A 26,041-nucleotide genomic window follows, 5' to 3' on the forward strand; every position below is an offset into this window, starting at 1 on the left:
GGGCCCGCCCGCGACCCCGATAGTTCCTACGCGCACACCCAGCCCAACGACGGCCACCTCGAAATCGAAACAGCCCGGATTCCGTCGCTGGACGTGAATTGTGGACACTCACGTCAGTTGGCTGGCGTACGACCGCGCGAATCCTCGTCTCGGCTGACGTTGGTGCGCTGAGTGTCCACAATTTCCCACGGCTGACGGGATCCCGCCTGCCGACGTGAATTGTGGACACTCACGTCAGTTGGACCCAGCTCGGACCGGGTGTTCTCATGTACCCATGACCCTCAGCCTGCTGCTCAGCTTCGCCGGTGTGTGCTTTCTGCTGGCGATTCTGCCCGGGCCCGATTCGTTTCTGGTGCTGCGGTACAGCATCGGCGGTCTCAAGCCCGGGATCGCGGCGGCGATGGGCGTCGCGATCGGTGGACTGTTCTGGGCCGTGCTGGTAGCCGTCGGGCTGGCGGCGATCGTCGAGCAATCCGCGACGGCGTATCGCGTCGTCAAGATCCTCGGTGGGCTGTATCTGCTGTACCTGGGCGTGAAGGCTTTCGGGGCGCGACGCAAGAACAAGGTGGCCGGTGAGCCGCTGGTGCCTGTCGCTGCGTCTGCGTGGTCGGCGTTCGGTGCGGGTGTTCTTTCGTGCGCGCTCAATCCCAAGGTCGGACTGTTCTACCTTGCGGTGGTGCCGCAGTTCCTGACCGTGGTCACCTTCGCCGGTGCCATGACGCTCGGGCTGGTCGAGGTGGTTGTCGCCGCGCTGGTGATGGGAGTGTTCTCCGTTCTCGCCTCACGTGCGGTGGCTTTGCTGAGCAGGCCCGCGGTGACCGACTGGCTGGACCGAATCAGCGCTGGATTCCTGGTTGCGCTCGGCGTCGGAACTGTCGGGTCCGCCGCCTAGCGGAGCGCGCCGATCACGGCTCGAGTACCGGCTCGATCCCATCCCAGCCGCCGCGTCGGATGCGCAGGATGTAGACCAGTTCGTTGCTGCCGAACGCCTCGACGGTGGTGAAGCGTTTGGGTTCGGTGTTGACCTCGGGATTGCGTGCGTGCGCTTCCTCGTAGAGCTGAGTGGCTCGAAGATCGGCCAACTCCACCCGGGTCCAGAAGTCGTCGGACTGCACCGAGTAGACCAGCCTGGGCGCGCCGTCGGTGACGTGCGCGATGTCGATGTCGTCATCGTCGGAACCGGAGTCCTCGAGGTCCAGGTCGAGGTCGTCCTCGGAATCGGTGTCCTGCTCGGCGTCGGTTCCGATCAGATAGACACCCGCCTGCAGGTCACCGGCGGCGACCGTCATGTACTCGGCGTAGTCGCCGGTGTCGATTCCGTCCACGTCCATGTATGTACGGTAGCCATGTGCTGCTTCGTTCACTGAACCCACTCGCCGTTGCGCGGGGAGACGATATTCCCGACGCCATCACCATCGACGGTGTCTCGCTTTCCCGTGCCGACATCCTGGGTGCGGCGACCTCGGTTGCCGAACGCATCTCGCGAGCCGACCGCCTCGCGATCTACGCGACGCCGTCGGTCAAGACGGTGCTCGCGGTCGTGGGCGCGCTGATCGCCGGAGTCACCGTGGTGCCGGTTCCGCCGGACGCAGGGATCGCCGAACGCGAGCACATCCTTCGCGACTCGGGTGCCCAGGCATGGCTCGGTGAGGCACCGTCGGACACCTCCGGGCTGGAGGTCCTGCCGGTGCGTCAGCACGCACGCTCGTGGCACAGCTACGCCGAACCGCAGCCGTCCTCGGTCGCGTTCGTCCTCTACACCTCCGGTACCACCGGCCCACCCAAAGGCGTACTGATCTCGCGCAGTGCCATCGCCGCCGGCCTGGACGCGTTGGCGCAGGCGTGGGCATGGACTTCGAGAGACACTGTGGTGCACGGACTTCCGTTGTTCCACGTCCACGGTCTCATCCTCGGTGTCCTCGGCCCACTGCGTGTGGGCAGCCCGCTGATCCACACCGGTAAGCCGACGCCGGAGCTCTACGCGGCCGCGCGTGGATCCTTGTACTTCGGAGTGCCGACCGTGTGGTCGCGCATCGCCGCGGACGAGACGTCCGCCCGCGCCCTGGCCCACGCCCGACTGCTGGTGTCCGGCAGTGCGCCGCTCCCGGTTCCGGTGTTCGAGAAGCTGCGTGAACTCACCGGGCAGGCGCCGATCGAGCGATACGGCATGAGCGAAACCCTCATCACCATCAGCACCCGCGCCGACGGGGAGCGGCGCGCTGGCTCGGTGGGACTGCCGGTCGCGGGCGTCGAGACACGGTTGCGCGGTGAGAAGGGCGAAATCCTGCCGCACGACGGCGAATCCATCGGCGCGCTGCAGATCCGCTGCCCCATGCTGTTCGACGGTTACCTGAACAACCCCGACGCGACAGCGAAGACCTTCACCGAGGACGGCTGGTTCGATACCGGAGACGTCGCCCTCATCGAGCCGGACGGCTTCCACCGCATCGTCGGGCGAGCGTCGACGGACCTGATCAAATCCGGCGGCTATCGCGTCGGCGCGGGGGAGATCGAGACCGTGTTGCTGGGCCACCCGAGCGTCGACGAGGTGGCCGTGGTCGGTATGCCCGACGCCGATCTCGGTCAGCGCATCGTGGCGTTTGTCGTCGGTACCGATGTGGAGGATCGGGTGCTGATCGATCTGGTGGCCACCGAGCTGTCGATTCACAAGCGGCCCCGCGAGATTCGAGTGGTCGACTCCCTCCCGCGCAATGCCATGGGCAAAGTTCAGAAGAAGCTGCTCGGCTGACATCCTCTTGACGACCTAGGTTAGGCATGCCTACTATTCCGGGTCATGACCGCACCTGCGCCTGCATTCGCTATCGGGGAAACCCAGTTCGAGACAAACACGATCGAGGCGGCGACGCGTCGTGAGTTCCTCATCGGCAGCGTCGCGCTTGCGGCCTTGCTGGCCGGATGCGGGAGCGGTGAGGAGCAGCCGTCGGGCGACGGGACTGCAGGGGACGGCTATCCCCGTACGATCGTCGACGATGCCGGTGAGTCCGTCGTGATCGACCGTCGGCCGCAGCGGGTGGCGTGTGTGGCCAACCTGTGGGACCTCGACACGGTGCTCGCGCTGGGCGTCGTTCCCGTGCAGTTCGGGGTGCGCGAGGGCTTCGCCGAGATGATCGGCGCACCGAACAGGTCCTGGGAGTGGCACGAGAACGCCCTCATCGAACTCGGCGGGTCGAGTGAGCGGATCTCCCTCGGCGAGTCGATCGACACCGAGCGCATCGCCGCAGCCGAACCGGATCTCATCATCGGAGACGACGGGGTGGCCGATTCTCGTTCTCAGCTCGAATCGCTCGCCTCCGTTGTCCAGATCGCGTCGTTCGACTGGCGGCGCAACCTCGAGATGATCGGCGACGCACTCGATCGGCGAGATCGCGCCGACGAACTCATCGCGGACACCGAGGCGCGAATGTCCGCCGCGCTCGACGGGCTCGACGTCGGCGGTGCCACGGTCGGTTTGATCGCCGCCTACGACACGTCGATGTTCTACGGGCTGGGGCACGAGTCCATCCCCGCCGTGGATCTGTTCCGACGAGCCGGGTTCACGACGGTCGCCGCTCTGTCCGACGGAGCGACCGCGGACGCCCCGCGCCCCGAGTTCTCCACTGAGAACGCCGACGTTCTCGCCGATGCCGACGTACTCGTCGTGTTCGACTTCGGCTCGGCCGGGATCGTCGATACCGGACTGTTCACCTCGTTGCCGAGCGTCGCGGCGGGCCGGGTGGTGGTGCTCGAGCAAGGCGAAGTGGCTCAAGGCTTCTCGACGTTGAGCCCGCTCAATCTCGACATCTGCATCGATGTGGTCCGCCGCGCAGCCGAACTGCTCTGATGAACGCCGTCGTCAGCGGGGGTGTGAGGTGGCCGTTAGCCTCGAAAGTATGACGACACTCGACGGTGCACGCATTCTCGTATTCGGTGCCAGTGGCGGTCTCGGCGGACCGATCGTCGAGCAGCTCGCGCAGGCCGGTGCTCGGTTGACCGTGAGCGGCCGGAGCATCGAGTCGGACCATCACACGGTCGATGCCGATCTGACGCTTCCGGATTCGGCTCGCTCGGTGGTCGCGGAGGCCGTCGAACACCACGGTGGCTTGGACGGGATCGTCATCGCCGCAGGTGTCGTGGCGTTCGGTCCGGTGACCGAAGTGGACGACGACACCGTCGACGAATTGCTGCTGCTGAACTATCTGGCACCGCTGCGGGTGCTTCGCGAAGCGCTGACCACCCTGGGTCAGGGCGGGTTCGTGCTCAACATCAGCGCCGTCGTGGCCGACAAGCCGATGCCGAACATGGGTGCCTACTCGGCGACCAAGGCCGCGGTGAGCGCATTGCTGAAAAGCGTTCGTACAGAGGCACGTAAGTCGAAGATCCGAATCGTGGACGTGCGTCCGCCGCACACCGAGACGGGACTGGCGACACGGCCGATCGCCGGGCAGGCACCGAAACTACCGCAGGGTCTGACTCCGGATGCGGTGGCCGCACGTATCGTCGCGGCGATCGTCGACGATGAGACGGACGTCGGCGCGGATCAGTTCTCGTAGGCTATTGTCGGCATCGTGACCGAGACACACGTGATCGACGCAGCCAGAAGGCTCGTGCGTCGTCGCACCATCGACTTCGGTCTCGTCTGCACTTCTTCCTGTTCGTAACTGTCGATCGAACCCATCCCCGACGAGCATTTCGCGCTTCTCGGGTCGTTCCGGCAACCCTCGAATCGAACAGGAATTTCCCATGACCACATCTGTGTCTCATCTCGGCGGCGTCATCGCTGCCACCGACGATGCCGTGCAGGCCGATCCGAAGAACGCGCAGGCAGTCTTCCGGGCTTCGGTCACCGCGCACGACGCTGTTGCCAGCACCGTCACCTTGGGCAAGTACACCGTCGAGGTCGACGAGCCCCCTGCCCTCGGCGGTGAGAACAAGGCGGCCAACCCGGTCGAGTACTACCTGGCGTCGCTGCTGTCCTGCCAGGTGGTCACCTACCGCGTCTGGGCGGAGAAGCTCGGGATCGTCGTCGACGACATCAAGGCCAAGGCCGAGGGTGACCTCGACGTTCGCGGCTTCTTCGGTTTCGACGACGACGTTCGTCCCGGGTTCGGTGAGGTGCGCGTCGTCGTGACCGTCTCCGGTCCCGAGTCACGGGAGCGGTACGAGGAGCTGCAGAAGGCCGTCGACGACCACTGCCCCGTGCTGGATCTGACGCGCAATCCCACTCCGATCCACACCGTTCTCGAAACGGCCTGACGTCATGAGCGAACGGACATTCGGCCTGCGTACCAGAGCAATTCACGCCGGAGCGAGGCCGGATCCTTCCACCGGTTCGCGTGCGGTGCCGATCTACCAGACGGCGAGCTACGTGTTCGAGAATTCTGCGGACGCAGGCGATCTGTTCGCTCTGCAGAAGTACGGCAATGTCTACAGTCGTATCGGTAACCCCACCGTCGCCGCCTTCGAGGAGCGCATTGCGAGCCTCGAAGGCGGCATCGGAGCGGTTGCGTTCGCCAGTGGGTTGGCGGCCGAGTTCGCAGTGTTCGCTGCGCTTGCCGGCACCGGAGACCACATCGTTGCCGCGGCCGGGCTGTACGGCGGCACGGTGACCCAGCTGGACGTCACGCTCCGTCGCTTCGGCGTCGAGACCACGTTCGTTCCCGGCACCGATCCGTCGGATTACGCAGCAGCGGTGACGGGTTCGACCAAACTGATCTACGCGGAGATCATCGGTAACCCGTCGGGGGAGATCGCCGACCTCGAGGGTCTCGCCGCCGTCGCCCACGATCACGGAATTCCGCTGGTGATCGACGCGACGATGGCGACGCCGTGGCTCAGCCGGCCTATCGAATTCGGTGCCGACATCGTGATTCACTCGGCGACGAAGTTTCTCGGCGGGCACGGTTCGACGCTGGGGGGAGTGGTGGTCGAGTCCGGACGATTCGACTGGGGCTCAGGCAAATTCCCGCAAATGACAGAACCGGTGGCCTCCTACGGCGGGCTGTCGTGGTGGGGAAACTTCGGCGAGTACGGCTTTCTGACCAAACTGCGCAGTGAGCAACTGCGCGACATCGGGGGCGCGTTGGCACCGCAATCGGCGTTCACCTTGATCCAGGGGGTGGAAACGTTGCCGCAGCGCATGGACGCGCATGTCGGCAATGCCCGAGTGGTCGCCGAATGGCTCGAAGCAGATTCCCGGATCGAGTACGTGAGATGGGCTGGGCTGGAGGGGCATCCGCATCACGACCGCGCAGCGAAGTACCTACCCGCCGGCCCTGGTGCGGTATTCGCTTTCGGAATCGACGGTGGCCGCGAGGCCGGTCAGGCGTTCGTCGAGAGCGTTCAGGTCGCCAGCCATGTCGCCAATATCGGTGACGTGCGCACGCTGGTGATCCACCCGGGCAGCACCACCCACCGACAACTGAGTGACGAGCAACTCCGCGGAGCAGGTGTCGGCCCAGAGCTGATACGCATCAGCGTCGGACTCGAAGATGCCGAGGACATTCTGTGGGACCTGGATCAGGCCCTGACACTGGCAACAGGAAAGGCGCGGTCATGAGCGAACGCACCTGGCAGGGCCCGTCCGCGCCGCAGCGGCAACGCATCCTGCGTGAGACGAAGACCGTCGCGATCGTCGGTGCGTCCAAGAATCCCTCGCGGGCAAGCTACTTCGTCAACCGGTATCTGTCGTCGACGAGCAACTACGAGATATTTCTCGTGAATCCGACGGTTGCCGACATCGAGGGCACGCCCGTGTACCCGACGCTCGCCGATCTCCCGAAGAGACCGGACATGGTGGACGTGTTCCGCAAGTACGACGACTTGCCCGACGTTCTCTCCGAAACCATTGCAGTGCAGGCGAAGACGATCTGGTTGCAGCTGGGACTGTGGCACGAGCAGGTGGCCCACGACGCCGAAGCAGCCGGATTGAACGTCGTCATGGATCGGTGCCTCAAGATCGAACACGCCCGATTCCACGGAGGGTTGCATCTGGCCGGATTCGATACGGGAGTGATCGATTCGCGTCGTACGCGCGGTTAGCGGTTCAGGCCTTCAGCAGGCGACCGCTGATCTTCGCGGCCAGTGAACGTGGGGCCAAACGCACACCGCCGGCGCTGATCTTGTTGGACAGGCCGGATACGACGCTGGCGGGGGTGCGGCGAGAATCCAACGCGCGCATAGCCGTCGAGACCACCTGCTCGGAGGTCTGGTAGTTACCCACCGCGGCGTCGCCGGTTCCGACGACGTCGAAGAACTCGGTGCGGGTGGGGCCGGGGGAGAGCGCGAGAATCTTCAGCGACGAGGTGCGGTGCTCGAATGCCAGCGCTTCGGTGAAGTTGAGGACGAAGGCCTTCGTGGCACCGTAGACGGCCATGTTGGGGGTGGGTTGGTACGCAGCAGTACTCGCGATGTTGATCAACGCGCCGGTGAGGTTCGGCAGAAATGCGTGCGTCAGGTCGACCAGGGCGCTCACGTTCAGTGCGATCTCGGCGGCGATGCGCGCAGGATCCTCGTCGGTGAACTTTCCGTGCGTCCCGAAGCCTGCATTGTTGACGAGGGTTGTGGGGGTGATTCCCTTGTCCACCAGCGTGGTTCGCAGGGCTGCGCCGACACCGGGCGCGCCCAGGTCCATGACCACGACGGTGGCCGTCACGCCGTGCTCGGTTTCGATGCGCCGCGCCAGGGTGTTCAACCGATCGGCGCGTCGTGCCACGAGGACGACGTTCTCGCCGCGTGCGGCGAAGCGGGTGGCGAATTCCTCGCCGAGGCCCGAGCTTGCTCCGGTGATGAGCGCTGTGGAAGTCATGGCAGCCAATGTAGGCAGTGTCAGCATTGTTGTCAACGCCAACATCACCTAGGGTGAATGCATGGCAACGCAGCGCTACCACCACGGCGACCTGCGCGCGGTGTTGCTCGACGAGGCCGAACGGAGCATCGCGCACGGCGGAGTCGAGGCGTTGTCGCTTCGGCAGCTGGCCAGAGATGTCGGCGTCAGTCACGGTGCCCCGGCGCGCCACTTCCGCGACAAGCAAGCGCTCCTGGATGCGCTGGCGCTGCACGGTTTCGAGGAACTGAACCGCCGGATGGTCACAGCGGCAACGGGGCCCGGTGAGCTGATGGCTCGGTTCCGTGGAGTTGCCCGCGCCTACGTGGGATTCGCCGTCGAACACCCGGAGTTGCTGGACGTCATGTACAGCACCAAGCATCATCCCGACGCCAGCGAGAAGCTGAAAAGTGTTGCGCACGAAAGTATGACCGCTACCGAGGCATTGCTCGGCGAAGCCATAGCAGCCGGTGTGATCACCGAGGCTCCAACGGAGATCCTCGCGCGAGTGGCATTCGCGAGCGTGCACGGACTCGCGATGCTGGCCACCGGCGACCTGCTCGACGGCGTCCCGACCGAGGATCTGCTCGACGCCACCGTCGACACACTGCTGCGCGGGTTCACCTAGGTTGAACGGCATGACCGAATACGACCTGCAACGCTTCGTCGACGCTCAGGATCCCGTCTGGACTGTGGTGACGCGGGAGCTGAAAGCGGGACGGAAACAGACGCACTGGATGTGGTTCGTGTTCCCGCAGTTGGCCGGCTTGGGGCGTAGTGCGACCGCTCAGCACTTCGGCATCGCGGATCTGACCGAGGCGGAACTGTATCTGTCGCACGAAGTGCTTGGGCCTCGCCTGAAGAAGGCGGCACGGCTTGTGGTGGCTGTCGAAGGACGGACGGTCGACGACATCTTCGGCTATCCCGACAACCTGAAGCTGCATTCGTCCATGACGCTGTTCGCCGAAGCTACCGGGGGTCCGTCCGTATTCGGCGAAGTGTTGCAGAAGTACTTCGTCGGTGAATTCGATGGCCCGACACTCGACTTGCTCGACGAGCGATACCGCTAGCATCGCACCCATGACCACTCCACTCGCCGGATCCATTGCCTTCGTCCACGCCAGCTGGCACCTGGACATCGTCGATCGCGCGCGAGTGGGATTCGCCGCCGAGCTGAAGGAGCTCGGTCGGGGCGAGACGCCCATCGACGTGTTCGAGGTGCCCGGGGCATTCGAGATCCCGCTGCACGCACAGCGGCTCGCCAAGACCGGAAAGTACTCGGCGATCGTTGCCGCCGCGCTGGTGGTGGACGGCGGAATCTATCGACACGACTTCGTCGAAACGGCGGTCATAGACGGCCTGATGCGAGTGCAGCTGGACACCGACGTGCCGGTGTTCTCCGTGGTGCTGACGCCACACCACTTCCACGAACACGCTGACCACAAGGCCTTCTTCACCGCGCACCTGGAGACGAAGGGTGCCGAGGCGGCGCGGGCGGTTGTCAAAACTCTGGCGTCACTGGGGACCATTACATAACGGTTCAATCCCTCACACGGTATCGGTTGTGGATACTCGATGCTGCGAGCGAGCCCGACTACGACGGATCCCCGGAACTGGTACTGGCCGAGCTCGAAAGACGGGAACCGATCTTCCACCGCCGCGAGTTCGGTACCACGCGCGAGGACTTCGATCGGCTCACGGATGCGAACTTCTGGGAGACCGGTGCCTCCGGTCGTCGCTACAGTCGCGAACACGTCTGGGCTGTTCTTGCGCAGCGATATGCGTCCGACCCCACCGGTCGGCACGACTCCGACTGGACTGCCAGTGAGTTCGAGCTCCGCGAGATCGCCCCGAACGCTTATCTACTGACCTACTCGCTCGAACAGCACAATAGATTCACCCGCAGAATGACGTTGTGGCAGCGACGCGAGGGTGATTGGAGAATCCTCTATCACCAGGGAACGCCCGTAGCCGGGTCCGTCGCCGATACCACACCCCACTGACAGGTTCTGCATAGTGAATAGTTAAGCAGGGCAACAGTTTTCGATTCAACGATGGTTGCTAGTCGAACGCACGTTCGATACACTTGCTTCCATGACCACGGAGATCTGGCAACTGAGCGAGAGCGAACTGCTCGCCGACGCCGCCACGGTCTCCCACCAAATTCAGTTGTTGGAGGCCCGACGCATCGCCCTCGTCGCCGAGATCGACACCCGCGTGAGCCGCGAAAAGCTCGGATTTCCCGGACCCGCCGGCTGGCTGACCTCCACCACCCTGCTCTCACCGTCCAAGGCCACCAAGATCGTCGCCCTCGCCCGCGGCATGAAGAACTTCCCCGACATCGCCGACGCCGTCAACACCGGCAGCATCTCCATCGACCACGCCGCCCTCATCCTCACCTTCGCCGAAACCCCACCGAAGGACCTCCCGGAAGAGGGCCGCGATATGGCCCGCACCGCGCTGATCGCCGCCGCGACCGGGCCCGAAGCGCGCACCGGCCGGATCCGGGCAGCGATCACCAAGCTCGAGGACGAGTTCGGCGGCAAGACCCCACCACCCGAGAACACCGACCGCAACGAACTGTTCGCCTCGACAACCTTGAACGGACGTCTGGTGGCGAAGATGGATGTCGACGCTGTCACCGGAGAAAAACTCCTCACCGCACTCTCACCGCTGACCGAACCGCAACCCGCCGCAGACGGCACCCCAGATGACCGCAGCCCCGCCAAACGGCGCGCCGACGCCTTCGGGCACATCCTCGACCAATACCTCGCCTCGAGCAATCGACCCATCGAAGGCGGTGAACGCCCGCACCTGAATCTGCACATCAGCCTGCGCGATCTCACCGACCTCCGCGACAGCGCCGACACCGCCGACACCGCCGACACTGCCGACACTGCCGACGCCGACGACATCGCAGACGACGAAACTGCACGCGCAGCAACCGAATCCGACACTGTCGATCCGGTCGACATCAACACCGGACACCCGATCACGCCCGATGCTGAAGAGAAGTCGGATGACGACACAGGCAGTGGCTGCGGAAGCGACGCTGCCCCGGATCGTGGTGCCTATCGGGACCTGTTCGGCGACGGCACGTCAGTCGGCTGGCTGCCGTGGATGGGACCACTCTCCCGCAATGCTTCCCGCCAACTCGCCTGCGACTGTGTTCTCACCGCCATCGTGATGGACGAGGACGGTAACCCGCTCAACCTCGCCCGCACCGCCCGCACCGTCACCGCCAAACAACGAAAAGCCCTCACCGCCCGCGATCACGGCTGCGCGTTCCCCGGCTGCGGAAAACCCGCCGCCTGGACCGAAGGACATCACATCTGGCACTGGGCCGACGGCGGCCCCACCGACATGGACAACCTGGTCCTACTGTGCGGATTCCACCACCGCCTGATGCACCACAGTGACTGGGAAGTGTTCATCGGCACCGACAACCACCCCTGGTTCGTCCCACCCGCCACCGTCGACCCTTACCGACAACCGCGACAATCCCACGCCCGCGCAGGCCCCCACATCGCCTGACCCCCAAGAAAAGCTCCAGCCCCGCACCGAGAACACGGTGCGGGGCTGGAAGAGGTTGTTCAACAGAATGATTCGAGTGAATCGAACTCTCAGTCGTTGGCGTGCAATGCCGCGTTCAGTTCGACGCCGGTACCCTTCCACGGCACCACCTCGACAGCACCCGACAGCGAGTTGCGACGGAACAGCAGGTTGGACTTGCCGGACAATGTCGCCGCCTTCACCACAGTTCCATCCGGACCACTGACCTTCGTTCCGGCGGTGATGTACAGCCCCGCCTCGACGACGCAGTCGTCACCGAGTGAAATGCCGAGCCCGGAGTTCGCACCGAGCAGGCAGCTCTTGCCGACGGAGATGACGTTCTTGCCACCGCCGGAGAGGGTGCCCATGATCGACGCACCGCCGCCGACGTCGGAACCGTCGCCCACCACGACGCCCGCCGAGATGCGGCCCTCCACCATCGAGTTGCCGAGCGTGCCGGCATTGAAGTTGACGAAGCCCTCGTGCATGACCGTCGTTCCACTGGCCAGATGAGCACCGAGACGAACGCGATCGGCGTCGGCGATACGAACGCCGGTGGGAACGACGTAGTCGACCAGACGCGGGAATTTGTCGACGCCGTACACCGTCACGTGGCCGCGGGCGCGAAGCTTCGCGCGCACCGTCTCGAAGCCGTCGACCGCCGCGGGGCCGAAGTTGGTCCATACGACATTGGCGAGGAGGCCGAACACTCCGTCGAGGTTCTGCCCGTGCGGCCGAACCAGCCGGTGCGAGAGCAGATGCAGTCGCAGATATGCATCGTGCGCGTCGATCGGGGCGTCGTCGAGCGAGGCGATGCTGGTGCGCACTGCGACTACCTCGACGCCGCGCGCCTCGTCCGGTCCGACGAGAGCGGCCAGCTCCTCGGGGACATCCGAACCCTCGAGTCGGGTGGTGCCGGCCTCGAAGCCCGACCCGAGCTCAGGGCTCGGAAACCAGGTGTCCAGAACGACACCCGACGTCGTGATGTTGGCAATTCCTACTGCTGATGCTCCCTGTGCGCTCACGGCAGGAAGAATACGCGGTGGGTTTCGCGCGCGGGTTCACCCGTCATCGCGGGTACTCGGACTGTTTCCGGATTCCGATCCTGATGCCGCGTCGGTTCGTTACCGATTCGACTGCCGAGTGTGATCGCATCGGGATGCCGGTGGACGGGTAGGGGGCGGGGGAGCTGACAGAGTTTCACCGGTGATCACCCGTACCGGCTCGCGCAGCCGAGGAGCCGCAGCAGTGATGATGGACGGCGTCTCCTTCACCGGATTGGTGACGACGCTGGCCGCGACGATCATCCTCGGAGTCGCTTTCGGTTTGGTTGTCGCCGAGGCGTGGTAGACATGCCCATCGGCTGACAGGGGGTCGCCGTAGGCGGGGGATGTCATGAGTTCGAGCAGGTCAATAGCCATGCGTTCGATAATTTCGGTGATCGCTGCATCACTTCTGACGGTGACCGGCGTGGTTGCCGGTTCCGGTGCCGCAGCTGCCGCACCCAACTGCGTCGGAGTCGGCGGGAAGTCGGCAGTGGTCGCAAGAATTCCGGGGGCTGCACTGGAGGGCCTTGCCGTCGACGCGTCGGGTCGCGCCTACGTCACCGACATCGTGTCCGGCCGGGTGTACCGCATCGACGCGCCGGGCCGGCCCGCGTACCCCATCGCCAAGGTCCCCAGCGGCGGCGGCGGAGCTCTGGCATGGATGCCCGACGGCACCCTGCTGGTCGGCTACGGAGCCGACCCTCGCGTCTTCGTCGGCGACGTCGTCAAGTCCGCGGGGATCGTTCGACTCGACGTCGACACCCTTGCCGTCACTCCCTTCGCGAAGGGTCTCAGTGCGGCGAACGGACTTGCCGTCGCCGCCGACGGAACGGTGTACGCCACCAACGACTTCGGCTCGCTCATCGGCCGGATCGGCCCCGACGGCGCGGTCGACCCAGCATGGGCGCGCTTCCCCAGCGCCAACGGCGCAGTGCTCGACGCCGCCGATCGGTACCTGTACGTCTCGCGAACATTCGTGAACCCAGGGGTCAGCCGAATTCCGATCGCCAACCCCTCGGCACCGGAAAGCGTGCTCGACCTGTCGGGTCTCGACAGCTTCGCGGCCCCGGACGGGCTGACCCTCGACGATGCCGGACGCCCGGTGGTGCCGCTCAACGCAGGCGGCTCCGTCGTCCGCATCGATGCGCCGGGGGCGACGTGTGTCATCGGCACCGGTACACGGTTGACCAGCGTCGTAACGTACGGACGCTCCGACCAGGGATTCTCGAGCGGAAGATTGTTCGGTGCCGGCTTCGACGGCGTGGTCCGCGAGATTCCGGGATCCACGGCCTAGAGTTTTCTCCCGTGACGCTCGAACTGCATGCCGACCCGATAGACCTCACCGCGGCACTGGTGGACATCCCCAGTGTCAGTGAGGACGAATCGCGCATCGCCGACGAGGTGGAGCAGGCGCTCCGCGAGCAGACCACGGGCTTCGAGATCATCCGCAGCGGCAACGCAGTTCTGGCCCGAACCAATCGAGGACTCGGGTCGCGGGTGATGCTCGCCGGGCATCTCGACACGGTTCCCATCGCGGACAACGTGCCGTCGAGGCGTGAGCACGACAGCGCCGAGGGCGACATCCTGCACGGGTGCGGAACCGTCGACATGAAGTCGGGCGACGCGGTGTTCCTGCACCTCGCCGCGACGATCGACAATCCTGCGCACGATCTGACTCTGGTGTTCTACGACTGCGAGGAGATCGCCGCCGCTCGCAACGGACTGGGCCGCATCGAACGCGAACTTCCCGACTGGCTCGCTGCCGACGTCGCGATCCTCGGCGAACCGTCCGGCGGGTTCATCGAGGCCGGGTGCCAAGGGACGCTGCGGGTTCGACTGACGGCGTCGGGAACACGGGCGCACAGTGCTCGTTCCTGGCTGGGAGACAATGCAATTCACAAGTTCGGTGCGGTCCTGAACCGACTCGCGGCGTATCGCGCACGCACCGTCGATATCGACGGCTGCGTGTATCGGGAAGGGCTGCAAGCAGTCCGGATCTCCGGTGGGGTCGCGGGCAACGTCGTCCCCGATGCGGCCGAACTCGATGTCAATTTTCGCTTCGCGCCTGACCGCAACGTCGACGACGCCGTCGAACACGTTCGTGAGGTGGTCGAGGGACTGGATCTCGGCTTCGAGGTCACCGACTCGTCGCCCGGAGCGCTTCCGGGTTTGAACCGACCTGCAGCAGCCGCTCTCATCGAGGCCGCGGGCGGACAGTTCCGGGCCAAGTACGGCTGGACGGATGTCTCCCGGTTCTCGGCGCTCGGGATCCCGGCGGTCAACTACGGACCCGGCGACCCCAATCTCGCCCACAAGCGCGACGAACGCGTACCCGTCGAGCAGATCACTCACGTCACACAGGTTCTCCGGAGCTATCTCTCTGCCGGATAGCCTGAACGCCATGAACAGCGACCAGGGGCCAGATAGTTTCGATGAATTCGGCAGTTCCGACGGCCACAGCACCGAGAAGTCGGCCAAGCACAAGGGATCCGTCGTACTGCGTCGTGGCCGGAACACCGAGACGTCCACCTCGGATCAACGACTGCTCGACGAGCGAGGACCAGGGAACTGGATTCACTCCGACACCTGGCGCGTACTGCGTATACAGAGCGAATTCGTCGAGGGATTCGGTGCGCTCGCCGAGGTCCCGAAGGCCGTGACGGTGTTCGGTTCGGCGCGCACCCCCGTCGACCATCCCGAGTACGCCCGAGCCCGGCAGCTCGGAGCCGCGCTCGCGAAGGAGGGCTTCGCCGTCATCACCGGCGGCGGACCCGGCGTGATGGAAGGGGCCAACCGAGGCGCGAGCGAGGCCGACGGGTACTCGATCGGCCTCGGGATCGAGCTACCGTTCGAGCAGGGCCTCAACGAGTGGGTCGATCTGGGCGTCAATTTCAGATATTTCTTCGTCCGCAAGACCATGTTCGTGAAGTACTCGCAGGCATTCGTGTGCCTTCCCGGCGGCTTCGGTACCCTCGACGAACTCTTCGAGGCGCTGACCCTGGTGCAGACAGCGAAGGTCACCAGGTTCCCGATCGTGTTGTTGGGCAAGGACTTCTGGTCAGGACTGCTCGACTGGATAAAGACGACTCTCGTGAAAGAAGGCAAGGTGTCCGAGAAGGACCTCGAACTGATCCACTGCACCGACAGCGTCGACGAGGCTGTCCGGATCGTCCGCGAGGCCCAGCAGTGAGCGATCGCGGCACGACCGAAGGCTTGCTCAGTGTCTGCGTCTACTGCGCGTCGGGTCCCGTCGACGCCTCGTTCATCGACCTGGCCGGCGAGGTCGGCACCGAGATCGGTCGACGAGGCTGGCAGCTGGTCTCGGGCGGCGGCAACGTCTCGATGATGGGCGCGGTCGCGACGGCGACGCGAGCAGCGGGCGGCAACACGGTCGGCGTGATTCCGAAAGCGCTCGTGCACCGCGAGGTCGCCGATGTCGACGCCGACGAGCTGATCGTCACCGACACCATGCGTGAGCGGAAGAAGATCATGGAGGACCGCGCCGACGCGTTCATCACCTTGCCGGGTGGGATCGGGACGTTGGAGGAACTGTTCGAGACATGGACGGCGGGCTACCTGGGCATGCACAGCAAGCCGATGGTGATGCTCGACCCATTCGGACATTTCGACGGCATGATGCAGTGGATAGACGGATTGCGTGAGACGGGATTCGTGCAGCAGCGCGCACTGGACGCCCTGGTCAGGACCACGACTGTCGCAGCAGCTCTGGACGCCTGCGCAACGTTGTGACAGGTCACCAAGCTCGGCCACGGAGTGAGGTGCTCAAAGTTGTTACTCTCAAGTAGGGTAAGGAATCTCACATCGTCTTCAAAGGGGAGTTCATGGCTGTCGATGCCCGTCAGAAAATCGGAGTGACCGACCTCGCGGTCGCGTTGCCGAAAATGGTGACGGAGGTGCCTAGTCTGCTCAAGGGCCTGGCGGGATTCACCCGCAAGCCCGACCACAAAGCGTCGATCGGTCAGATCTTCCAGGACGCCGCCGCGAAGAGCAGCGACCGTCCGTTCGTGCGGTTCGAGGGCGAGTCGATCACCTACCGGGACGCGAACGAGCTCGTCAACCAGTACGCGGCAGTGTTCGCCGACCACGGAGTGGAGCGCGGCGACGTCGTCGGCATCCTCAGCAAGAACCGTCCGGAGGCGCTGTTCGCCGCGCTCGCCGCCGTCAAGCTCGGTGCCACCGCGGGCATGCTGAACTACAACCAGCGCGGCGACGTGCTCGAGCACAGCCTCGGGATTCTCGACGCCAAGGTTCTCGTACTGGACGAGAACACGCAGGAAGCCCTCGATTCGCTGGACGCCGAGCCGAAGGTGGGAGCGGTTCTGCCACTGAAGAAGCTGGCCGAACTCGCGGCGACGGCGTCCACGGCCAACCCGAAGGTGACCGCGGAGATCCAGGCCAAGGAGAAGGCGTTCTACATCTTCACCTCGGGCACCACCGGCATGCCGAAGGCCAGCCTGATGAGCCATTTCCGCTGGCTCAAGTCGATGTCCGGGCTCGGCAACATGGGCGTCCGGCTGCGCAGTAACGACGTCATCTACTGCTGCCTGCCGCTGTACCACAACAACGCACTGACCGTAACGCTGTCGTCGGTGCTCGCAGGCGGCGCGACGATGGCCATCGGCAAGCAGTTCTCGGTCAGCAATTTCTGGGACGACGTCCGCGTCAACAAGGCCACTGCGTTCACGTACATCGGTGAACTGTGCCGTTACCTGCTGACGCAGCCGGAAAAGGCCTCCGACCGTGACAATTCGGTCAAGCTGATCGTCGGCAACGGACTGCGCCCGGAGATCTGGGAGGAGTTCACCGAGCGGTTCGGCATTTCCCGCGTCGCCGAGTTCTACGGTGCCAGCGAGTGCAACATCGCGTTCATCAACGCCCTCAACATGAAGAAGACCGCTGGTATCTGTCCACTGCCCTACGCCGTCGTCCAGTACGACGAGGAGTCCGGCAAGGCCAAGCGCGGTCACGACGGCAAGCTGCGCAAGGTCGGCAACGGCGAGGTGGGACTGCTGCTGTCCAAGATCACCGACCGGGCACCGTTCGACGGCTACTCCGACGACAATGCCACCGAGAAGAAGATGGTGCGCGACGGATTCAAGGACGGCGACGCGTGGTTCGACACCGGCGACCTGGTCCGCAAGCAGGGCTGGATGCACGTCGCGTTCGTCGACCGCCTCGGTGACACCTTCCGCTGGAAGGGTGAGAACGTGGCCACCACACAGGTCGAGGGTGCCCTCGGTGGGCACTCTTCGGTCGACGGTGCTGTCGTGTACGGCGTCGACATCGACGGAACCGACGGCAAGGCCGGCATGGCTGCGGTGACTCTGCGCGAGGGCGAGACCTTCGACGGCAAGTCCGTGGCCGAGCACCTGTACGACAAGCTGCCGACGTACGCGGTGCCGCTCTTCGTCAGGATCGTCGACACCCTCGAGCAGACGTCGACGTTCAAGAGCCAGAAGGTGGCCCTGCGCAAACTCGGCTACGAGGAAGACAATGACAGCGACCTGTACGTGCTACGCGGCAAGTCCGGTGGCTACGAGAAGGCGTACGACGGCTACGTCGACGAGGTCGCCGCAGGTAAGGCACCCAAGGGCTAGGCCCGTGCCACTATTGATTTCATGAGCACCCTCTGCGGCAAACCGGTCGCCGACGATCGCGCATTGGTCATGGCGATCGTCAATCGCACCCCCGATTCGTTCTACGACGGGGGTGCGAACTTCACCGACGACGCGGCGATGGCTTCGGTTCACCGGGCTGTCGCAGAGGGTGCCGACATGGTCGACATCGGCGGAGTGAAGGCCGGTCCCGGCGACGTCGTCGATGCCGAGGAAGAGATTCGCCGTGTCGTTCCGTTCGTCGAGGCGATTCGGGACGCCTACCCGGAGCTGCTGATCAGTGTGGACACCTGGCGCAGCGAGGTCGCTCGCCTGGCCTGCGGCGTCGGGGCGGATCTGATCAACGACACGTGGGCCGGGGCCGACCCCGAACTGGTGCGCGTCGCTGCCGCCGAGGGCGTCGGCATCGTCTGCTCGCACACCGGCGGAGCGGTACCTCGCACGCGCCCGTTTCGGGTTCGGTACGCCGATGTGGTGGCCGACGTCATCGCCGAAGTCACCGCCGCCGCCGAGAACGCAGTCGCGGAGGGGGTGAAAAAGGATTCGATTCTCATCGATCCGACACACGATTTCGGGAAAAACACCTATCACGGGCTCGAGTTGTTGCGTCGCGTGGACGATCTTGTAAACACCGGGTGGCCTGTGCTCATGGCGCTGAGCAACAAGGACTTCGTAGGCGAGACTCTAGGGGTAGAACTCGCCGACCGGTTGGAGGGAACATTGGCAGCGACAGCATTGGCCGCAGCAGGCGGAGCCCGAATGTTCCGGGTGCACGAGGTGGCGTCGACCAGAAGAGTCGTCGACATGGTGGCAGCGATCCAGGGGCTGAGAACCCCGGCGCGGACGGTCAGGGGTCTGGCATGACACTCGCGGATCGAACGGACGTGACCCGGGCGTGGTCCGAGACCAACAGCTGGGACACCCCGCAATGGACCATCGCCGAGCTCGAAGCCGCGAAGGCGGGCCGCACGGTCTCGGTGGTACTACCGGCACTCAACGAGGAACAGACTGTTGCTGCCGTAATCGATACGATCCACCCGCTGCTCGGTGGCCTCGTCGACGAGCTGATCGTGCTCGACTCCGGTTCCACGGACGAGACAGCTGTGCGGGCGACGGCGGCCGGCGCGCGGGTCATCAGCCGTGAAGAAGCTGTACCCGGCGTCGACCCGGTACCGGGCAAGGGCGAAGTGCTGTGGCGATCCGTCGCCGCGTCGACCGGTGACCTCATCGCGTTCGTCGATTCCGACCTGATCAACCCCGATCCGGCCTTCGTGCCCAAGTTGCTGGGCCCACTGCTGATGGGCGACGGTATCCATCTGGTCAAGGGCTACTATCGCCGTCCGCTGCGGACCAGTGGAACCGAGGACGCCAACGGCGGTGGACGTGTCACCGAGCTCGTGGCCAGGCCGCTGCTCGCTGCGCTGCGACCGGAGTTGACCGGTGTCATTCAGCCCCTCGGCGGCGAGTACGCCGGTACCCGCGAGCTTCTGTCCGCGGTGCCGTTCGCACCCGGCTACGGAGTGGAGATTGGGCTGCTGCTCGATACCTACGACAGGCTCGGGCTGCGGGCGATAGGCCAGGTCAATCTGGGTGTACGCAAGCACCGCAATCGCCCGCTGGTCGAACTCGGGGCAATGAGCAGACAGATCGTCGGGACCATGCTCAATCGGTGCGGGATGGTCGACTCCGGGGCCGGTCTGATGCAGTTCCGCGTCGACGGTGACTCGTTCGAGCCGTTCTCGACCGAGGTGTCGCTGCAGGACCGACCGGCGATGAACTCGCTGACCTAGCGTGTCGGACGGTCTGACAAGATCGTGGCATGTTGACGCTGCTGATCTACGTCGTCGTCATCGCCGTCGTCGCCGCTGCACTGTTCTTCGTGGCATCGGTGGTGTTCGGTCGCGGTGAGGAACTGGGCCCGTTGCCCGAGGGAACCACCGCGACCGTGCTCCCCGCCGAGGGCGTCACCGGAGCCGACGTGAACTCGCTGAAGTTCCAGCAGACCCTGCGGGGATACAAGCCCAGCGAGGTCGATTGGGCGCTCGAGCGACTCGGCGGCGAAATAGACATGCTGCGGTCGCGACTGTCCGCGGCACAGCAGTCGCAGGACACCATCACCCCGTCCCCGGTCGAGGCAGGACCGGACGAGCGGTGAGCGCGGTCGCCGGACCGGACGGTCGTCTGCGCTGCCCCTGGGGTGCCACCGACGACGACGTGTATCGCAACTATCACGACGTCGAATGGGGGCAGCCGCTGCACGGCCGCAACGAGCTTTACGAGCGGCTCTGTCTCGAAGCGTTCCAGTCGGGCCTGTCGTGGATCACGATCCTGCGCAAGCGTGACAGTTTCCGCACCGCCTTCGCCGGTTTCGATCCGGAGCTGGTGGCCCGGTTCGGCGAGGCCGATGTCGAACGACTGATGAACGACGCGTCCATCGTGCGCAATCGGCTCAAGATCGACGCAGCGGTGAGCAACGCGCGCGCCATCGTCGATCTCGAGGACACGGACCTCGACTCCTTGCTGTGGTCTTTCGCGCCCCAACCCAGGTCGGCTCGCCTGACGGAGTTCTCCGATGTGCCCGGCTCGACCCCGGAATCGACGGCTCTGGCCAAGGAACTGAAGCGGCGGGGCCTGCGGTTCGTAGGTCCGACAACCGCCTACGCCTTGATGCAGGCCACCGGAATGGTCGACGATCACCTGTCGGGGTGCTGGGTGCAGGTCGCGAATACCGACTCCGTTTCCCGGTATCGACGGCGATAGGGAAGAATAGGTGTCAACACCCGTCGCCCCGCGACGAATTTATCTTTTAGGCCTAGGCGCCGAGCTGGTGGGCGCAGATCTGGAGGGAGCAGAGGATGGCGGCGATGAAGCCCCGGACCGGGGACGGTCCCCTCGAAGCAACCAAAGAGGGACGAGGAATCGTCATGCGTGTCCCGCTCGAGGGGGGCGGCCGTTTGGTCGTCGAATTGACCCCTGACGAGGCCGCGGCACTCGGTGACGAATTGAAGGGTGTCACCGGCTGATAGCTCTGTCGATCGATCATCGCTCAGCCCCGCTCGCCGCCACGGCAAGCGGGGCTTTGTGTTGTCTCGACGAGTGTGGGTGCTTTCGATGTGAGAGGGGTGTTCGGTGCTGACCGACGTCGTCGACGCGTTGGTGTGCCCGCAGTGTCGAGCACGCGAGCTCGACTCGGGGCTCGGTGTGGGCGACACCGATCGAACGCTGTGGTGCGATCGAGGGCATTCGTTCGATGTCGCCCGGCAGGGCTACGTCAGTTTGCTCACCGGCGACGGTGGCAAGTTCAGCGGCGACTCGGCCGAGATGATCGCGGCGCGTGAGGTGTTCCTGGGGGAGGGGCATTTCGATCCGATCGCGGCAGCGGTCTCGGCGGGTGTCCCGGAGGGCAGTGACGTCGTGCTCGACGTCGGGGTCGGCACCGGTCACTACCTCGCGGCTGTGCTCGACGCCCACGCCGATGCGCGGGGGATAGGCGTCGACGTGTCGAAGTTCGCGGCCAGGCGTGCCGCACGGTCCCATCCGCGGCTGGGGTCCGTGGTCGCGGACATCTGGAGTGGCCTACCTGTGCGGTCGGGCGCACTGTCCGCGGTGACGTGCGTGTTCGCGCCGCGCAACGCCGGTGAACTGAATCGAGTCCTCGTCGACGACGGCGTGTTGGTGGTCGTCACACCCACGTCGCGACACCAGCGTGAGTTGCGTGGACCGCTGGGTCTCATCGGCGTCGAGGAAGACAAGACACGTCGCCTCGGCGAATCGCTGTCCGGTCTGTTCGAGCCGGTGGCCGAATCCCCGCTCGAGTACTCGATGATGCTCTCGCGCAACGACATCGACGCGCTGATCGGCATGGGGCCGTCGGCGCGGCACGGCGACCCCGTTGCTCGGGCAGCTGCGCTGGCGCAGTTTCCCGACACCACCGAGGTCACCGCGTCGGTGACGGTGTCGATCTATCGAGCGACGAATCAGCCGCGCCGCGCCAGCGCGTCGTTGTAGACGGCGAGAGTCTGCTTCGCGATCGATGCCCAGGAGAATTCGGCGACCGCTCGCTCGCGGCCGGCCTTGCCCATCGCTTCCGCGAGTGCGGGGTCGAGGGCTACCTCGTTGACGGTGTCCGCCAGGTTCCGCTCGAAGGCATCGGGTTCGTAGGAGTTGTAATGCACCAGGCGACCGGTGCGGCCCTCGTCGACGACCTCGGGGATGCCGCCGACATCCGACGCCACGACCGCGGTTTCGCAGGCCATCGCCTCGAGATTGACGATGCCGAGTGGCTCGTACACCGATGGGCAGACGAACACAGCTGCGGCAGAGAGAATCTCGCGAATCTTGTCGGTGGGCAGCATGTCCTTGACCCAGAACACGCCGCTGCGCTGCTGGGCCAGCAACGCCACCGCTCGCTCGGTTTCCGCGGCGATCTCCGGAGTGTCGGGTGCGCCCGCGCACAGTACGAGCTGGATCGACGGATCGAAGTGGTGGGCGGCAGCAATCAGGTGACCCACACCCTTCTGCCGGGTGATGCGGCCGACGAACGCGACGATCGGCTTGTTCGGATCCACCCCGATCTCGTCCAGAGTCGCAGTGCCGTGATCTGCGAACCACCGCTCGGTGTCGATCCCGTTGCGCACCACGTGGACTCGACTCGGGTCGAGGCGCGGATAGGCGTCGAGCACGTCTTTGGCCATGCCCTCGCTGACGGCGATGACGGCGTCGGCGTACTCCACTGCATTCTTTTCCGACCACGACGAGATGCGGTAGCCGCCGCCGAGTTGCTCGGCCTTCCATGGCCGTCGCGGTTCGAGCGAGTGCGCGGTGAGGATGTGCGGAACTCCGTACAGTTCTGCCGCGAGGTGGCCGGCGAGGCCGGTGTACCAGGTGTGCGAATGCACCACGTCCGCACCCGCTGCCGCGTTGGCCATCCGCAGCTCGGCCGACAGCGTTGTCAAGGCGGCGTTGGCACCGGCGAGTGCAGGATCGGGGTCGTGCACCTGTGCGGTGTCGCGCGGGGCTCCCATGCAGTGGATGTCGACGTCGCACAGCGACTTCAGCTGCGCGGTCAACTCCGTGACATGAACTCCTGCGCCACCGTAGATCTCCGGCGGGTATTCCTTGGTCATCATCGCTACTCGCACGTGAACGAACCTACATTCCCCGGCAGTTGTGCGTGTACTGGTAGCAAGGTTCTCTCGGTGCGGATAGGTTGAGTGGGTGAGGACACAACCGCACGTACTAGGGATTGTGCTTGCCGGCGGAGAGGGTAAGCGCCTTTACCCGATGACCGCGGACCGAGCCAAGCCAGCCGTTCCCTTCGGGGGCGCCTACCGACTCATCGACTTCGTGCTGAGCAATCTCGTCAACGCCGGTTACCTCCGGCTCTGCGTGCTCACCCAGTACAAGTCCCATTCACTGGATCGCCACATCTCGCAGACGTGGCGACTGTCCGGATTCGCCGGGGAGTACATCACTCCGGTTCCGGCACAGCAACGTCTCGGGCCCCGGTGGTACACCGGCAGCGCCGACGCCATCTTCCAGTCACTGAACCTGGTGTACGACGAGGACCCCGAGTACATCGTGGTTTTCGGAGCCGACCACGTGTACCGGATGGATCCGGAGCAGATGGTGCAGCAGCACATCGACTCCGGTGCGGGCGTCACCGTTGCCGGGATCCGCGTTCCGCGCAGCGAGGCATTTGCGTTCGGCTGCATCGACTCCGACTCCGACGGCAAGATCACCCAATTTCTCGAGAAGCCGGCTCAACCGCCCGGCACCCCCGACGACCCCGACGTCACGTACGCCTCGATGGGCAACTACGTGTTCACCACCAAGGTGCTCGTCGACGCCATCAAGGCCGATTCCGAGAACGTCGACTCCGACCACGACATGGGCGGCGACATCATTCCGGCGCTCGTCGAGGCCGGCGTCGCCTCGGTGTACGACTTCAACGACAACGTCGTTCCCGGTGCCACCGAACGCGACCGCGGCTACTGGCGAGACGTCGGCACCATCGACGCCTTCTACGACGCCCACATGGATCTGGTGTCGGTGCACCCCATCTTCAACCTCTACAACCGCCGCTGGCCCATTCGTGGATCGGCCGAGAACCTGCCGCCCGCCAAGTTCGTCCAGGGCGGCTTGGCTCAGGAATCGGTGGTCGGTGCCGGCTGCATCCTGTCGGCTGCCACCGTTCGCAACTCGGTGCTCAGCTCCAACGTCATGATCGACAGTGGCGCGACCGTCGAGGGCAGCGTCCTGATGCCCGGCGTCCGGATCGGCAAGGGTGCCGTCGTTCGGCATGCGATTCTGGACAAGAACGTCGTCGTCGGTGACGGCGAGATCGTCGGCGTCGACCATGAACGCGATCGCGAGCGCTTCAACGTCAGCGCCGGGGGAGTCGTCTCCGTCGGCAAGGGCGTCTGGATCTAGAGCAGAGCCTCCGGCATGTGAGCGGTAATTCGTAGCAGGCTACGAATTACCGCTCACATGCGGCGCAGCCGCTCACGCCCTCGACGCGCAGATCAACCCGTCACCCAGCGGCAGTAGTACCGTCGTCAGGCGCTCGTCCTCGGCGATGGCCCTGGCTGCGGATCGAACGGCCACTGCGGTCGCGTCGCGCTGAGTCGGGTCGGCCACGCGTCCACCCAGTAACGCGTTGTGCAGCACCAGAACTCCGCCGGGGCGCAGGAGTCGAACACTCTCGGCGACGAAGTGCGGATGGTCGGCAGGGCTGGCATCGATGAACACCAAGTCGTAGGTGTCATCGGCCAGTCGGGGGAGCACGTCGAGGGCCCAGCCGTTGATCAGCCGGGTACGCGAAGGCGCAATCCCCCCCGCGCGGAACGCCTCTCGGGCCGCGCGCTGATGCTCCGGCTCGGTGTCGATGGTGGTGAGAACGCCGTCCGCGCGCATCCCGTCGAGCAACCACAGACCGCTGATCCCTGCGCCGGTGCCGATTTCGACGACCGTCTTCGCGCCGAGCATCTGGGTGAAGATGGACAGAATTGCGCCGACCGACGGTGGTACCGGGGCGGCACCGAGGTCGACGGCTCGCTCTCTGGCTGCGATCAGAACCTCGTCCTCCTGAGCGGAGTCTTCGGCGTAGGCGAGCATCTTCTCGGCGTTGGTCGGCACGACCCGAGGCTATCGTGCCCCGGGCACAATCTCACGCACACATTCTCAGGTGCGCCTCAGGTGATTCATACCGGACCCACACGCGGGTCCGTCAGGCTGTGGAGGAATCGAAGGTCCGTCTCGATTGCGAAGTGTGAGCTGGAACATCCGAGGGTAGTCGTCGGTTGAATCAGAAGGACGTACGCAGTCCTGAGCAGGAGGATCCAACTATTTACAAGATCAACGGCGATCGCGACACCGCGCGTCTACCCGAGTCCGTACCCACGCCCGACGATCTCAGCGGCACCGCAGTGTTCGATGCGACCGGCGAGGACTCCACCATGCCGTCCTGGGACGAATTGGTTCGCGAACACGGCGACCGAGTCTACCGACTGGCCTACCGGCTGTCCGGCAACGCCCAGGATGCCGAGGACCTGACGCAGGACACCTTCATCCGGGTGTTCCGCTCCCTCTCCAACTACCAGCCCGGCACCTTCGAGGGCTGGCTGCACCGCATCACCACCAACTTGTTCCTGGACATGGTTCGTCGCCGCAGCCGCATCCGGATGGAAGCCCTCCCCGAGGACTACGACCGCGTCCCCTCCGACCGGCCCAACCCCGAGCAGATCTACCACGACGCGCGCCTCGACCCCGATCTGCAGTCCGCACTCGACTCGCTGGCACCGGAGTTCCGTGCCGCAATCGTGTTGTGCGACATCGAAGGACTGTCCTACGAGGAGATCGGTGCGACACTGGGCGTCAAGCTCGGAACGGTTCGCAGCCGCATTCACCGTGGACGCCAGGCGCTACGCGAGTACCTTCGAGTGCACGGGAAGGTCGACTCAGGTCACGCAAGTGTCCACTAGCTA

Annotated in this window: 31 protein-coding genes; 26 read left to right on the forward strand and 5 right to left on the reverse strand. The window is 65.0% G+C overall.

From position 1 onward, the window contains the following. Window positions 1-274 precede the first annotated feature (274 nt). Window positions 275-892: a LysE family translocator gene (locus R3P93_RS21275; protein WP_317534011.1), complete on the forward strand. Its 618-nt coding sequence runs from the start codon at window positions 275-277 to the stop codon at window positions 890-892. Between the two features lie 13 nt (window positions 893-905). Here R3P93_RS21275 and R3P93_RS21280 read toward each other — a convergent pair whose 3' ends face one another. After that, a complete protein-coding gene (locus tag R3P93_RS21280) occupies window positions 906-1,331 on the reverse strand; it encodes a hypothetical protein (protein ID WP_317534012.1) in 426 nt (141 codons plus the stop codon). Window positions 1,332-1,333: 2 nt separating this feature from the next. Here R3P93_RS21280 and R3P93_RS21285 point away from each other — a divergent pair, with 2 nt between their 5' ends. From R3P93_RS21285 to R3P93_RS21310, 6 genes are all read left to right on the forward strand, one after another. Further along, complete coding sequence (locus tag R3P93_RS21285; RefSeq protein WP_243596825.1) at window positions 1,334-2,749, forward strand: acyl-CoA synthetase; 1,416 nt, start codon at window positions 1,334-1,336, stop codon at window positions 2,747-2,749. Between the two features lie 45 nt (window positions 2,750-2,794). Continuing rightward, window positions 2,795-3,841, forward strand: a complete 1,047-nt coding sequence (locus R3P93_RS21290; RefSeq protein ID WP_317534013.1) for an ABC transporter substrate-binding protein — start codon at window positions 2,795-2,797, stop codon at window positions 3,839-3,841. A 49-nt stretch (window positions 3,842-3,890) separates the two neighbouring features. Continuing rightward, on the forward strand, window positions 3,891-4,550 hold the full coding sequence (locus R3P93_RS21295) for an SDR family NAD(P)-dependent oxidoreductase (RefSeq protein WP_317534014.1): 660 nt from the start codon (window positions 3,891-3,893) through the stop codon (window positions 4,548-4,550). A gap of 190 nt (window positions 4,551-4,740) precedes the next feature. Continuing rightward, on the forward strand, window positions 4,741-5,253 hold the full coding sequence (locus R3P93_RS21300; RefSeq protein WP_317534015.1) for an OsmC family protein: 513 nt from the start codon (window positions 4,741-4,743) through the stop codon (window positions 5,251-5,253). Window positions 5,254-5,257: 4 nt separating this feature from the next. Next, window positions 5,258-6,556, forward strand: a complete 1,299-nt coding sequence (locus tag R3P93_RS21305) for an O-acetylhomoserine aminocarboxypropyltransferase/cysteine synthase family protein (RefSeq protein WP_317534016.1) — start codon at window positions 5,258-5,260, stop codon at window positions 6,554-6,556. Continuing rightward, entirely contained in the window at window positions 6,553-7,038 is a 486-nt protein-coding gene (locus tag R3P93_RS21310) for a CoA-binding protein (protein WP_317534017.1), read from the forward strand. The genes R3P93_RS21305 and R3P93_RS21310 overlap by 4 nt, the downstream gene beginning before the upstream one ends. A gap of 4 nt (window positions 7,039-7,042) precedes the next feature. On the opposite strand, the gene R3P93_RS21315 is transcribed toward R3P93_RS21310, so the two are convergent. After that, window positions 7,043-7,804, reverse strand: coding sequence for an SDR family NAD(P)-dependent oxidoreductase (locus R3P93_RS21315; RefSeq protein ID WP_243596831.1), 762 nt, complete (start codon window positions 7,802-7,804; stop codon window positions 7,043-7,045). A gap of 61 nt (window positions 7,805-7,865) precedes the next feature. Here R3P93_RS21315 and R3P93_RS21320 point away from each other — a divergent pair, with 61 nt between their 5' ends. The 5 genes from R3P93_RS21320 (at window position 7,866) to R3P93_RS21340 (ending at window position 11,356) form a co-directional block, all read left to right on the forward strand. Beyond that, window positions 7,866-8,450, forward strand: coding sequence for a TetR/AcrR family transcriptional regulator (locus R3P93_RS21320; RefSeq protein ID WP_317534018.1), 585 nt, complete (start codon window positions 7,866-7,868; stop codon window positions 8,448-8,450). A 10-nt stretch (window positions 8,451-8,460) separates the two neighbouring features. Further along, the gene (locus R3P93_RS21325) at window positions 8,461-8,892 is read left to right on the forward strand and encodes a DUF1810 domain-containing protein (RefSeq protein WP_317534019.1); all 432 of its coding nucleotides are present in this window, start codon (window positions 8,461-8,463) and stop codon (window positions 8,890-8,892) included. 10 nt (window positions 8,893-8,902) lie between these two features. Then, window positions 8,903-9,358 (forward strand): 6,7-dimethyl-8-ribityllumazine synthase, encoded by a 456-nt coding sequence (locus tag R3P93_RS21330; protein ID WP_317534020.1) that lies wholly within the window; start codon window positions 8,903-8,905, stop codon window positions 9,356-9,358. Between the two features lie 26 nt (window positions 9,359-9,384). Beyond that, on the forward strand, window positions 9,385-9,825 hold the full coding sequence (locus tag R3P93_RS21335) for a nuclear transport factor 2 family protein (RefSeq protein WP_317534021.1): 441 nt from the start codon (window positions 9,385-9,387) through the stop codon (window positions 9,823-9,825). A 91-nt stretch (window positions 9,826-9,916) separates the two neighbouring features. Then, window positions 9,917-11,356, forward strand: a complete 1,440-nt coding sequence (locus R3P93_RS21340; protein WP_317534022.1) for an HNH endonuclease signature motif containing protein — start codon at window positions 9,917-9,919, stop codon at window positions 11,354-11,356. Between the two features lie 89 nt (window positions 11,357-11,445). Here the strand turns inward: R3P93_RS21340 and dapD are convergent, their stop codons facing one another. Beyond that, a complete protein-coding gene (gene dapD / locus R3P93_RS21345) occupies window positions 11,446-12,399 on the reverse strand; it encodes a 2,3,4,5-tetrahydropyridine-2,6-dicarboxylate N-succinyltransferase (RefSeq protein ID WP_317534023.1) in 954 nt (317 codons plus the stop codon). A 181-nt stretch (window positions 12,400-12,580) separates the two neighbouring features. Here dapD and R3P93_RS21350 point away from each other — a divergent pair, with 181 nt between their 5' ends. From R3P93_RS21350 to R3P93_RS21405, 12 genes are all read left to right on the forward strand, one after another. Beyond that, the gene (locus R3P93_RS21350; protein ID WP_243596838.1) at window positions 12,581-12,724 is read left to right on the forward strand and encodes a hypothetical protein; all 144 of its coding nucleotides are present in this window, start codon (window positions 12,581-12,583) and stop codon (window positions 12,722-12,724) included. Between the two features lie 69 nt (window positions 12,725-12,793). Beyond that, entirely contained in the window at window positions 12,794-13,714 is a 921-nt protein-coding gene (locus tag R3P93_RS21355) for an SMP-30/gluconolactonase/LRE family protein (protein ID WP_243596839.1), read from the forward strand. Window positions 13,715-13,725: 11 nt separating this feature from the next. Beyond that, entirely contained in the window at window positions 13,726-14,811 is a 1,086-nt protein-coding gene (gene dapE, locus R3P93_RS21360) for a succinyl-diaminopimelate desuccinylase (protein WP_317534024.1), read from the forward strand. Window positions 14,812-14,821: 10 nt separating this feature from the next. After that, window positions 14,822-15,610, forward strand: coding sequence for an LOG family protein (locus R3P93_RS21365; RefSeq protein WP_243596841.1), 789 nt, complete (start codon window positions 14,822-14,824; stop codon window positions 15,608-15,610). After that, window positions 15,607-16,170: an LOG family protein gene (locus R3P93_RS21370; RefSeq protein ID WP_317534025.1), complete on the forward strand. Its 564-nt coding sequence runs from the start codon at window positions 15,607-15,609 to the stop codon at window positions 16,168-16,170. The genes R3P93_RS21365 and R3P93_RS21370 overlap by 4 nt, the downstream gene beginning before the upstream one ends. 92 nt (window positions 16,171-16,262) lie before the next feature. Then, the gene (locus R3P93_RS21375) at window positions 16,263-18,038 is read left to right on the forward strand and encodes a long-chain-acyl-CoA synthetase (RefSeq protein WP_317534026.1); all 1,776 of its coding nucleotides are present in this window, start codon (window positions 16,263-16,265) and stop codon (window positions 18,036-18,038) included. A gap of 21 nt (window positions 18,039-18,059) precedes the next feature. Continuing rightward, window positions 18,060-18,920 carry a dihydropteroate synthase gene (folP, locus tag R3P93_RS21380; RefSeq protein ID WP_243610302.1) on the forward strand — a complete coding sequence of 287 codons (861 nt, stop codon included), beginning with the start codon at window positions 18,060-18,062 and terminating at the stop codon, window positions 18,918-18,920. After that, window positions 18,917-19,846 (forward strand): glucosyl-3-phosphoglycerate synthase, encoded by a 930-nt coding sequence (locus R3P93_RS21385; RefSeq protein WP_243596845.1) that lies wholly within the window; start codon window positions 18,917-18,919, stop codon window positions 19,844-19,846. The genes folP and R3P93_RS21385 overlap by 4 nt, the downstream gene beginning before the upstream one ends. Before the next feature lie 29 nt (window positions 19,847-19,875). After that, window positions 19,876-20,211: a DivIVA domain-containing protein gene (locus tag R3P93_RS21390; RefSeq protein ID WP_243596846.1), complete on the forward strand. Its 336-nt coding sequence runs from the start codon at window positions 19,876-19,878 to the stop codon at window positions 20,209-20,211. Beyond that, the gene (locus R3P93_RS21395) at window positions 20,208-20,816 is read left to right on the forward strand and encodes a DNA-3-methyladenine glycosylase I (RefSeq protein ID WP_374639957.1); all 609 of its coding nucleotides are present in this window, start codon (window positions 20,208-20,210) and stop codon (window positions 20,814-20,816) included. The genes R3P93_RS21390 and R3P93_RS21395 overlap by 4 nt, the downstream gene beginning before the upstream one ends. A 95-nt stretch (window positions 20,817-20,911) precedes the next feature. Next, window positions 20,912-21,079, forward strand: a complete 168-nt coding sequence (locus R3P93_RS21400; protein WP_008714277.1) for a DUF3117 domain-containing protein — start codon at window positions 20,912-20,914, stop codon at window positions 21,077-21,079. A 106-nt stretch (window positions 21,080-21,185) separates the two neighbouring features. After that, entirely contained in the window at window positions 21,186-22,064 is an 879-nt protein-coding gene (locus R3P93_RS21405) for a methyltransferase domain-containing protein (protein WP_317534027.1), read from the forward strand. On the opposite strand, the gene glgA is transcribed toward R3P93_RS21405, so the two are convergent. Further along, on the reverse strand, window positions 22,034-23,197 hold the full coding sequence (gene glgA / locus R3P93_RS21410) for a glycogen synthase (protein ID WP_243596848.1): 1,164 nt from the start codon (window positions 23,195-23,197) through the stop codon (window positions 22,034-22,036). The two genes, R3P93_RS21405 and glgA, sit on opposite strands and share 31 nt — an antisense overlap. Before the next feature lie 76 nt (window positions 23,198-23,273). Between glgA and glgC the strand changes: the two genes are divergently transcribed. Then, complete coding sequence (glgC, locus tag R3P93_RS21415) at window positions 23,274-24,488, forward strand: glucose-1-phosphate adenylyltransferase (protein ID WP_243596849.1); 1,215 nt, start codon at window positions 23,274-23,276, stop codon at window positions 24,486-24,488. A 72-nt stretch (window positions 24,489-24,560) separates the two neighbouring features. Here the strand turns inward: glgC and R3P93_RS21420 are convergent, their stop codons facing one another. Next, entirely contained in the window at window positions 24,561-25,172 is a 612-nt protein-coding gene (locus R3P93_RS21420) for an O-methyltransferase (protein WP_032365496.1), read from the reverse strand. Between the two features lie 239 nt (window positions 25,173-25,411). Here R3P93_RS21420 and sigE point away from each other — a divergent pair, with 239 nt between their 5' ends. Continuing rightward, on the forward strand, window positions 25,412-26,038 hold the full coding sequence (sigE, locus tag R3P93_RS21425) for an RNA polymerase sigma factor SigE (RefSeq protein ID WP_243596927.1): 627 nt from the start codon (window positions 25,412-25,414) through the stop codon (window positions 26,036-26,038). The last annotated feature ends 3 nt before the right edge of the window (window positions 26,039-26,041 follow it).

Origin of the sequence: Rhodococcus cerastii (assembly GCF_033042195.1) — a bacterium.
Taxonomy (GTDB): domain Bacteria; phylum Actinomycetota; class Actinomycetes; order Mycobacteriales; family Mycobacteriaceae; genus Rhodococcoides.